The 9,039-nt window shown below is 34.1% G+C and carries 9 protein-coding genes; 8 read left to right on the forward strand and 1 reads right to left on the reverse strand.

What is annotated here, in order from left to right; translation table 11 throughout:
- Positions 1-175: 175 nt before the first annotated feature.
- From BUC23_RS14325 to BUC23_RS14360, 8 genes are all read left to right on the forward strand, one after another.
- A complete protein-coding gene (locus BUC23_RS14325) occupies positions 176-703 on the forward strand; it encodes a hypothetical protein (protein WP_073210585.1) in 528 nt (175 codons plus the stop codon).
- Between the two features lie 83 nt (positions 704-786).
- Positions 787-1,917: a methionine aminotransferase gene (locus tag BUC23_RS14330; protein ID WP_073210587.1), complete on the forward strand. Its 1,131-nt coding sequence runs from the start codon at positions 787-789 to the stop codon at positions 1,915-1,917.
- 75 nt (positions 1,918-1,992) lie between these two features.
- A complete protein-coding gene (locus tag BUC23_RS14335; RefSeq protein ID WP_073210589.1) occupies positions 1,993-2,874 on the forward strand; it encodes an SDR family oxidoreductase in 882 nt (293 codons plus the stop codon).
- A 252-nt stretch (positions 2,875-3,126) separates the two neighbouring features.
- Positions 3,127-3,735, forward strand: a complete 609-nt coding sequence (udk, locus tag BUC23_RS14340; protein WP_073210591.1) for a uridine kinase — start codon at positions 3,127-3,129, stop codon at positions 3,733-3,735.
- Between the two features lie 152 nt (positions 3,736-3,887).
- On the forward strand, positions 3,888-4,211 hold the full coding sequence (locus tag BUC23_RS14345) for an FtsB family cell division protein (protein ID WP_073210593.1): 324 nt from the start codon (positions 3,888-3,890) through the stop codon (positions 4,209-4,211).
- Between the two features lie 36 nt (positions 4,212-4,247).
- On the forward strand, positions 4,248-5,612 hold the full coding sequence (locus BUC23_RS14350; protein WP_073210595.1) for a methylmalonyl-CoA mutase subunit beta: 1,365 nt from the start codon (positions 4,248-4,250) through the stop codon (positions 5,610-5,612).
- A 68-nt stretch (positions 5,613-5,680) separates the two neighbouring features.
- Positions 5,681-7,819: a methylmalonyl-CoA mutase gene (gene scpA / locus BUC23_RS14355; protein WP_073210597.1), complete on the forward strand. Its 2,139-nt coding sequence runs from the start codon at positions 5,681-5,683 to the stop codon at positions 7,817-7,819.
- Between the two features lie 345 nt (positions 7,820-8,164).
- On the forward strand, positions 8,165-8,698 hold the full coding sequence (locus tag BUC23_RS14360; RefSeq protein ID WP_073210600.1) for a hypothetical protein: 534 nt from the start codon (positions 8,165-8,167) through the stop codon (positions 8,696-8,698).
- Between the two features lie 49 nt (positions 8,699-8,747).
- Here BUC23_RS14360 and BUC23_RS14365 read toward each other — a convergent pair.
- A partial coding sequence (locus BUC23_RS14365) for an IS3 family transposase (protein ID WP_139259895.1) occupies positions 8,748-9,039 on the reverse strand: 292 nt, incomplete at its 5' end.

Consider the following 9,039-nt stretch of genomic DNA (forward strand, 5'->3'; position numbering starts at 1 on the left):
TTGTGCCCAACATTTTCTTGATTTTAAAATTTAAGAAAAAAAATTGTTAATATTCTGAATAATAATGATTTATATTAATCTAATAAATTAAAAGGGGAAGAAAACCGTAAGCCTTGTCATAATTAATACATCATTATAATTCTTTGTAAATAATTATAATTTTAAAACTATTATTATGAAATCATTTATTGTTATTTTGTTTTTTTTAAGCATAACTACGATCTCCTATTCGCAAGACACGCTTAAAGTTGATGGGAATATTAAAATAGAAGAATTACCAGCCGTTGTTATTAAAAAAGCTGGAAAAGACTTTTCTGTATATTTACCGGACAGAAACCCTGATTTAAAAGTGAGAAATTTAGAAGATAAATTTATCGCCTACGATCTGGGCAAAGATTATGAAGGATACGAAAATTATTTGGTGATAATGGAAACTAAAAGTGGTTCCTTATCCGCTACTTATAACGAAAACGGAAAATTAACACGAGTTGTTGAAAAATATCAAAATGTAAAACTTCCTAGTAGTGTGGTTTACTCGGTTTACAAAGCATTTCCAGGATGGCAAATAATTAATGACAAATATTTGTATTCTCAAGAAGAAGGTGATGTCGTTAAAAAAGAATACAATCTTAAAATTAAAAAAGATAAAGAAACTCGAAAACTGGTAGTTAGCGCAGACGGAGAAATCATGAAAGGCAAGTAACTACAATTAACTTTAATTTTCATAAGCTGCCTTCGGGTGGCTTTTTTTTTATACTTTTCTGATTAATAACAAATGTCTTTTTTATGAGCAAACTTCCACATATTGGCACTAGCATATTTACAATAATGTCTAAAATGGCAACCGAATATAATGCTATCAATCTTTCGCAGGGTTTTCCAAACTTTCCAGTCGATGAACGATTAACAGATATTGTAGCCAAGCTTGCAAAGCAAAATGTACACCAATATTTACCCATGTCAGGATATCCTCCATTATTGTCAAAAATAGCAATACTAGTTAAGAATTCCTATGGACGAGCTATTCAACCGGAAACAGAACTATTAATTACCGCAGGTGCTACTCAAGCCATTTTTACCACAATTCAAGCTTTGGTAGAAACCAATGATGAAGTAATTATTTTAGATCCAAGCTATGATTGCTACGAAGCACCCGTATTGTTATGCAACGCAAATACGGTTCGGGTCTCGTTGAACGATGACTACACGCCAAATTGGGACAGGATAGAAAAAGCTTGCAGTTCGAAAACCAAAATGATCATCATCAATAATCCGCATAATCCGACGGGGAAAATTTTGAATGAATCCGATTTTGAAATTTTGGAATCATTACTGGAAAAATATCCAAAAATCACTGTGCTATCGGACGAAGTCTATGAATACATCACTTTCGAAGAAAAACATATTTCAGCACATACTAGAGAAAAATTACTAAATCGTTGCGTGATGGTTTCTTCGTTTGGAAAATCATTTCATGTTACCGGATGGAAAATTGGTTATTTAGTCGCACCGGAATATTTAATGAAAGAAATCAAAAAAGTACATCAATTTTTGGTTTTTAGCGTAAACAGCATTTGTCAGGTTGCCATTAGCGAGTATCTAGATTTAGTTTCTGTGAATGAAATCGGAAGCTTCTATAAGGAAAAACGGAACTACTTTAGGCAATTATTAAAGGGAAGTAAATTTGAACTAATGCCTTGCGAAGGAACTTATTTTCAGGTCGCATCCTACGCTTCACTTTCTGATAAAAATGATGTCGATTTCTGTAAATGGTTGATAGTAGAACATGGAGTGGCCGCTATTCCTATTTCAACTTTTCATGCCGATGGAAAAGACCTTAAACTAATACGTTTTTGTTTTGCCAAAGATAATGCCACACTAGAGGCTGCAGCTAAAAGATTATGTGCTATTCAGTAAAAAAAATAAAACATTGTTTTTTTACTATGCACGCATACTATTTAATTATATTTACAATTCAAAATATAAAACACTATGAGTTATACAGATAAAATGTTACGCGATGATGCACTTAAAGGCAAAGTAATTGTTGTAACCGGAGGCGGAAGCGGATTAGGCAAAGCAATGACTAAATATTTTTTGGAACTAGGTGCGCAAGTTGCCATTACCTCAAGAGATTTAGAGAAACTAAAGAATACGGCTTCAGAACTCGAAACAGAAACAGGTGGAATTTGCTTACCTCTTCAATGTGATGTGCGTCATTACGAAGAAGTGGAAAACATGTTGCAAGAAGTTTTAAAAGCTTTTGGAAAGGTTGATGTATTATTGAACAATGCAGCAGGGAATTTTATTTCACCGACCGAAAGATTATCTGCCAATGCATTTGACACTGTAATCGATATTGTATTAAAAGGTTCTAAAAATTGCACCCTTGCTTTTGGAAAACATTGGATTGATACCAAACAAAAATCATCTACCATTTTGAATATCGTAACGACTTATGCCTGGACAGGTTCCGCTTATGTAGTGCCTAGCGCAACGGCAAAAGCTGGAGTTCTAGCCATGACACGAAGCCTAGCGGTAGAATGGGCAAAATACGGAATACGTTCTAATGCGATTGCTCCGGGACCATTCCCAACTAAAGGCGCTTGGGATCGATTGTTACCCGGGGATTTAGCCGAAAAGTTTGATATGGCAAAGAAAGTACCTTTGAAACGTGTAGGTGATCACCAGGAATTAGCCAATTTAGCTGCTTATTTAGTTTCTGATTTTTCAGCGTATGTAAATGGTGAAGTAGTTGTCATTGATGGAGGAGAATGGTTAAAAGGCGCGGGGCAATTCAATATTCTTGAAGCTATTCCCGAAGAACTTTGGGATCAATTGGAAATGATGATTAAAGCAAAGAAGAACAAATAAGCTTTACAAGTAAAAAAAGCTTCAAATAAATTGCAGTTCCCCCAAAAAGTTAGACGCTATTTGGGGGAATTTTTATAGAAAGAAAAGTCTGGTGCAGTTGTGAATTTAAACTTCGCGGTGTAGAATACGTTTAAAAAAAACAAAAACCTCATTAACCAACACCTATATTAAATTAGCAAATATTTCTCCAAAATAAAATTCACTCGCAATTTAATTCCTATTTTTGCGTGATAGAAACATAACAAAAAATTTATGCTCATTATAGGAATTGCAGGCGGAACGGGAAGCGGAAAAACAACCGTAGTTCATCAAATTATGAATGAATTACCGGAAACGGAAGTAGGTATTATTTCTCAAGATTCCTATTATAAAGAAAACCATGGTCTATCCTTTGACGAAAGAGCATTAATCAATTTTGATCATCCGCGTGCCATTGATTTCCCATTACTGGTAGCACACCTTAAGGAATTAAAAGAAGGAAACAACATCAATCAACCCGTCTACTCCTTTGTAACACACAATAGAACTGACGATACCGTTTTTACACACCCCCGAAAAGTGATGATTGTCGAAGGTATTTTAATTTTGGCAAATCCAGAATTAAGAGACCTATTTGATGTAAAAATTTACGTTCACGCTGATTCTGACGAAAGATTAATACGCCGAATGAAACGGGATATAGTAGAACGCGGCAGAGACATGCACGAAGTTATCAATCGATATCAAACGACATTAAAACCAATGCACGAACAATTTATAGAACCTACAAAAGCATTTGCCGATATCATAATACCAAACGACAAATACAATACTGTAGCTATAGAAGTAGTTCGTGCGGTAATAAATCAAAAAATTCTATAATTTTATTGTAATTTTATTGCATTAATTATTAGGAGCTATTTCCCGCTTTACGTTACAATCTTTGTAGTTCTGAACTTGTTTTCAGTATCCTGAAACAAGTTCAGAACTACAAAGGATTTTCACTTCACTCGGGGCTATAAAAATATATTTAAATGACAAATCCACATAAAAACAAACCTTGGTTTAAATTCTTAAGTAACAAGTATGTTTGGGTCTTGTTATTTTTTAGTACCTGGATGATTTTTCTTGACAACTATTCGTACTTCGATCACCGTTTTCTGGACAAGCAAATGGACGAACTCGAAGACAATGCTGCTTATTATAAAGGCGAAATAAAGAAAGACCAAGAAAATATCAAACAATTAAAAAATTCAGAACAAATAGAAAAATACGCCCGCGAAAAATACTATATGAAAAAAGATAGTGAAGATATTTATATCATCGAATTCGAAGGTGACACAGTTGAAAAAAAATAAAATTTAATTTTCACAATACCATAATTAACAAGCAAAATGGCTACAAACCTTTTCGATGATTTCAATCCCGTTTCTTCCAAAGAATGGAAGCAAAAAATCCAATTTGAACTCAATGGAGCCGACTACAATGAAACCTTAATTTGGAATTCACCTGAAGATATTAAGGTAAAACCATTTTATCATAAAGATGAATTTACGAAAGCTTATCCAGTTTCTACAAAAGCAACCGAATTTAAAATATGTCAAAACATCTTTGTTTATGATGTAGAAAAATCCATCGAAAGAGCTTTAGACTCCATAAATCGAGGTGCAGAAAGCTTACGTTTTACTATAGAAAATGATACCATTGATATTGAAAAATTGTTAGCTAAACTTCCTTTAGAAAAGGTAACCCTTCACTTTAATTTGACTTTTCTTTCAATCGATTTCGTAAAAAAAATTGAAATAATAGCAAAAGAAAAAAACGCTACAATCTTTTGCAATCTGGATCCTATCGGACAACTGGCTAAAGACGGAAACTGGTTTATTACCAAAGAAAAAAATAATTTTGAAACACTGAATTTACTTTCAAAAGAAGAAACAACTACTTCTTTAATAAGTATTAATTCCGCGTTATATCAAAATGCGGGAGCTAACATGGTGCAGCAAATCGCTTATAGTTTAGCGCATGCCAATGAATATTTCAACAAAATTACAATCATAAATCAGCCTATTGTTTTTGAAGTTGCTGTAGGAACAAATTACTTTTTTGAAATCGCAAAACTTCGTGCATTACGATTGCTTTTTAATATAATTGCAAAAGAATACAATCATAACTTGGACTGTAATATTATAGTTTCTCCAACGAAACGCAACAAAACACTTTATGATTATAACGTAAATATGTTACGAACCACCACAGAGTGTATGTCGGCAATTCTAGGTGGTGCGAATGCTATTGCAAATTTACCTTATGATGCCTTGTATCATAAAGATAATGAATTTGGCGATCGAATTGCCAGAAATCAATTATTGATTCTTAAGCATGAAAGCTATTTTGACAAAGTAAATAATCCAGCCGATGGAAGTTATTATATAGAAAATATTACCAATCAATTAGCTGAAAAATCTTTGGCTTTATTCAAAGATATTGAAGCCAACGGTGGTTTCTTAAAACAATTAAACGATGGTTTAATCAAGCGCAAAATCCAGGAAAGCGCAGACAAAGAACAAGAATTATTTGATACTGGAAAGGAAATCTTATTAGGAACCAATAAATATCCTAATAAGGATGATAGAATGAAACACGATTTAGAACTATTCCCTTTTGTAAAACAAAATCCTAGAAAAACCTTAATCACTCCGATAATCGAGAAACGTCTGTCAGAAAAAATAGAGCAAGAGAGACTGGACAAAGAGTAATTAAGAGTCATAAGAAAATAAAAACATTCCAACTAATAATCCCGACGCTTCGGACTTTAGCTAAAAAAATGAAAAGGAAAGACTTACAACATATAATCCTTAATACATCTAATTTAAATTCGATAATTGGAACTGTAAATTCGAAAGAATTTATAACTGCCGAAGGGATTGACTTAAAAGAAACGTACTCAAAACAAGACATTGGGAACCTTAATCATCTTGATTTTGGAGCTGGTTTTGCACCAAATTTACGCGGACCTTATGCAACGATGTATGTGCGCAGACCATGGACAGTGAGACAGTATGCCGGATTTTCGACCGCTGAAGAAAGCAATGCTTTTTACAGAAGAAATCTTGCCGCAGGGCAAAAAGGATTATCAATCGCTTTTGATTTACCTACACATCGAGGATACGATTCAGATCACGAACGTGTTGTGGGCGATGTAGGAAAAGCGGGAGTCGCAATTGACTCGGTTGAGGATATGAAAGTATTATTTGATCAAATTCCTTTAGATGAAATGTCAGTTTCTATGACAATGAATGGTGCCGTTTTACCAATTATGGCTTTTTATATTGTCGCTGCCGAAGAGCAAGGTGTAAAACCGGAAAAACTTTCAGGAACGATACAAAATGATATATTGAAAGAGTTCATGGTTCGTAACACTTATATTTATCCGCCAACTCCTTCAATGAAAATAATTGCTGATATATTTGAATTCACCAGCAAAAAAATGCCGAAATTCAATTCGATTTCGATATCAGGTTATCACATGCAGGAAGCCGGTGCAACTGCTGATATCGAATTGGCATACACCCTTGCTGATGGATTGGAGTACATTAGAACCGGACTTGCCACAGGAATGAAAATTGATGAGTTCGCTCCTCGCCTTTCTTTCTTTTGGGCCATTGGGATGAACCATTTTATGGAAATTGCTAAAATGCGCGCCGGTAGAATGATTTGGGCAAAACTGGTAAAACAATTCAACCCAAAAGATGATAAATCATTAGCCTTGCGCACCCATTGTCAAACTTCAGGATGGAGTTTAACAGAACAAGATCCTTTTAACAATGTGGCTCGAACCTGCATTGAAGCTTCAGCGGCCGCATTTGGAGGAACACAATCCTTACACACAAACGCTTTAGATGAAGCTATTGCCTTACCAACCGATTTCTCTGCAAGGATTGCGCGAAACACTCAGATATTTTTACAAGAAGAAACTAAGATTACTAAAACTGTTGACCCGTGGGCAGGCAGTTATTATGTTGAAAGTCTGACGAATGAGATTGCCGAAAATGCCTGGAAACTAATCGAAGAAGTAGAAGAACTTGGAGGAATGACCAAAGCCATTGAATCTGGAATACCAAAATTACGTATCGAAGAAGCAGCTGCCAGAAAACAAGCAAGAATAGACAGCAGCCAAGATATTATTGTAGGTGTTAATAAATACCGATTAGAAAAGGAAGATCCCTTGCAAATCCTGGATGTTGATAACCAAATGGTACGCAAACAGCAGCTGGAACAATTAGACCGAATTAAAGCAACCCGAGATACCGAAAAAGTACGAAATTCACTTAAAAAACTAACCCTTTGTGCTCAAACCGGTGAAGGTAATTTACTGGAAATTGCCGTTGAAGCCGCAAGAAACCGAACTACTTTAGGCGAAATCAGTGATGCCTTAGAAACCGTTTTCGGGAGATACAAAGCACAAATTAAATCCTTTAGTGGCGTGTATAGCAAAGAAATAAAAGACGACAAAAGCTTTGAAAAAGCGAAACAACTGGCTGATGAATTTGCTAAAAAAGAAGGCCGTCGACCAAGAATTATGATTGCCAAAATGGGACAAGACGGACACGATCGTGGAGCCAAAGTTGTCGCTACCGGTTATGCCGATGTAGGTTTTGATGTAGACATTGGCCCACTTTTTCAAACACCGGCGGAAGCTGCCAAACAAGCCATAGAAAACGATGTACACATTCTAGGGGTTTCCTCTCTTGCAGCAGGACATAAAACACTGGTTCCGCAAGTAATTGAAGAACTTAAAAAATACGGTCGTGAGGACATTATGGTAGTTGTTGGCGGGGTAATCCCTGCGCAAGATTATCAATTTTTGTTTGATGCAGGCGCGGTTGCCGTATTTGGTCCTGGAACTAAAATTAGTGAAGCAGCAATTAAGATATTAGAAATCTTAATGGACGGATTGGAATAATTCCTTCTAGCAATCTTTTTTTGGCCCCAACACTCAAAAAAGTACAATAATGATATTTGAAAGCACCAATTTTAGTAATTGGTGCTTTTTTTATTTACTCATAATAACTCAACATTTTTCCTGTTAAAAAAACAATATAAAGTCAATTTATATTAACAAAATTTATAGTAAATATTAACTGAAAGTTCTTAATAAAAAACCTAAATTTACTAGTAACACTTTTACTTTTAGCCAGCGATATAAATACAAAAATTTGATTTACAATTCATTAAAAAATAATAAACAAAAATTCAATTAAATATTTTTAAAAAATTAAAAACCATTACTAATTTAAAATTGAACATTATGAAAACATTTATTATTATTTTAGTCTTTTTGGCCATATCAACTTCGTCCTATTCGCAAGAAACTGGGAAAATTAAAATAGAAGAATTACCCGAAGTTATCATTAAAAGAGCAGGAAAAGATTTTTCCGTTTATTTACCAAGTAATAGTCCGGATCAAAGAGTAAAAGCTGTAGAACAAAAATTCATTGCGTATGACCTTGGTAAAGACGCTGAAGGAGCTGAAGAATATCTTGTGATTATGAAAGCAAAAAATGGTTCTTTGGCAGCAACTTATGATGACAAAGGGAAATTGATCCGTGTGGTAGAAGAATTCAAAAATGTCAGACTTCCTAATCAGGTGATTTACTCGGTTTACAGAACCTATCCAGGATGGACAATTGTTAATGACAAATTCCTTTATACCCAAGAGAAAGGTGATGTTACTAAAAAACAGTATAACTTAAAAATCAAAAAAGATAAGGACGTTATTAAATTAGTAGTTAAACCGAATGGAGATATTGTCAAAACAAGTAAACCAACATTAATAAAATAAAAAAAACCTGTCTTTTAGACTGAACCCAAAAGTTTGGACAAATTTATAATTAATTTTGATAATAATGAGCTCGATATTGTATCGGGCTCATTTTGTTTAAATTTGATTTAATTCTTATGCTATTGTAATAGTTTATATATTTTTTAATTTCCCGCTTTAGTTCTTCTAAACTTGCAAATTTTTGTATGTAAAACAGTTCTGATTTTAGTATTCCAAAGAAGTTTTCAATAATGGCATTATCTAAACAGTTCCCTTTTCTAGACATACTTTGTTTAATTCCTTTTTCTTTTAACAAGTATTGGTATTGTTTCATTTGATATTGCCAGCCTTGATCTGAGTGT

The organism is Flavobacterium xinjiangense (genome assembly GCF_900142885.1).
Taxonomy (GTDB): Bacteria; Bacteroidota; Bacteroidia; order Flavobacteriales; family Flavobacteriaceae; genus Flavobacterium; species Flavobacterium xinjiangense.

Coding starts and splice junctions, on each gene's coding strand:
- BUC23_RS14325 (WP_073210585.1), top strand. CDS start 176: ATGAAATCATTTATTGTTATTTTGTTTTTTTTAAGCATAACTACGATC.
- BUC23_RS14330 (WP_073210587.1), top strand. CDS start 787: ATGAGCAAACTTCCACATATTGGCACTAGCATATTTACAATAATGTCT.
- BUC23_RS14335 (WP_073210589.1), top strand. CDS start 1,993: ATGAGTTATACAGATAAAATGTTACGCGATGATGCACTTAAAGGCAAA.
- udk (WP_073210591.1), top strand. CDS start 3,127: ATGCTCATTATAGGAATTGCAGGCGGAACGGGAAGCGGAAAAACAACC.
- BUC23_RS14345 (WP_073210593.1), top strand. CDS start 3,888: ATGACAAATCCACATAAAAACAAACCTTGGTTTAAATTCTTAAGTAAC.
- BUC23_RS14350 (WP_073210595.1), top strand. CDS start 4,248: ATGGCTACAAACCTTTTCGATGATTTCAATCCCGTTTCTTCCAAAGAA.
- scpA (WP_073210597.1), top strand. CDS start 5,681: ATGAAAAGGAAAGACTTACAACATATAATCCTTAATACATCTAATTTA.
- BUC23_RS14360 (WP_073210600.1), top strand. CDS start 8,165: ATGAAAACATTTATTATTATTTTAGTCTTTTTGGCCATATCAACTTCG.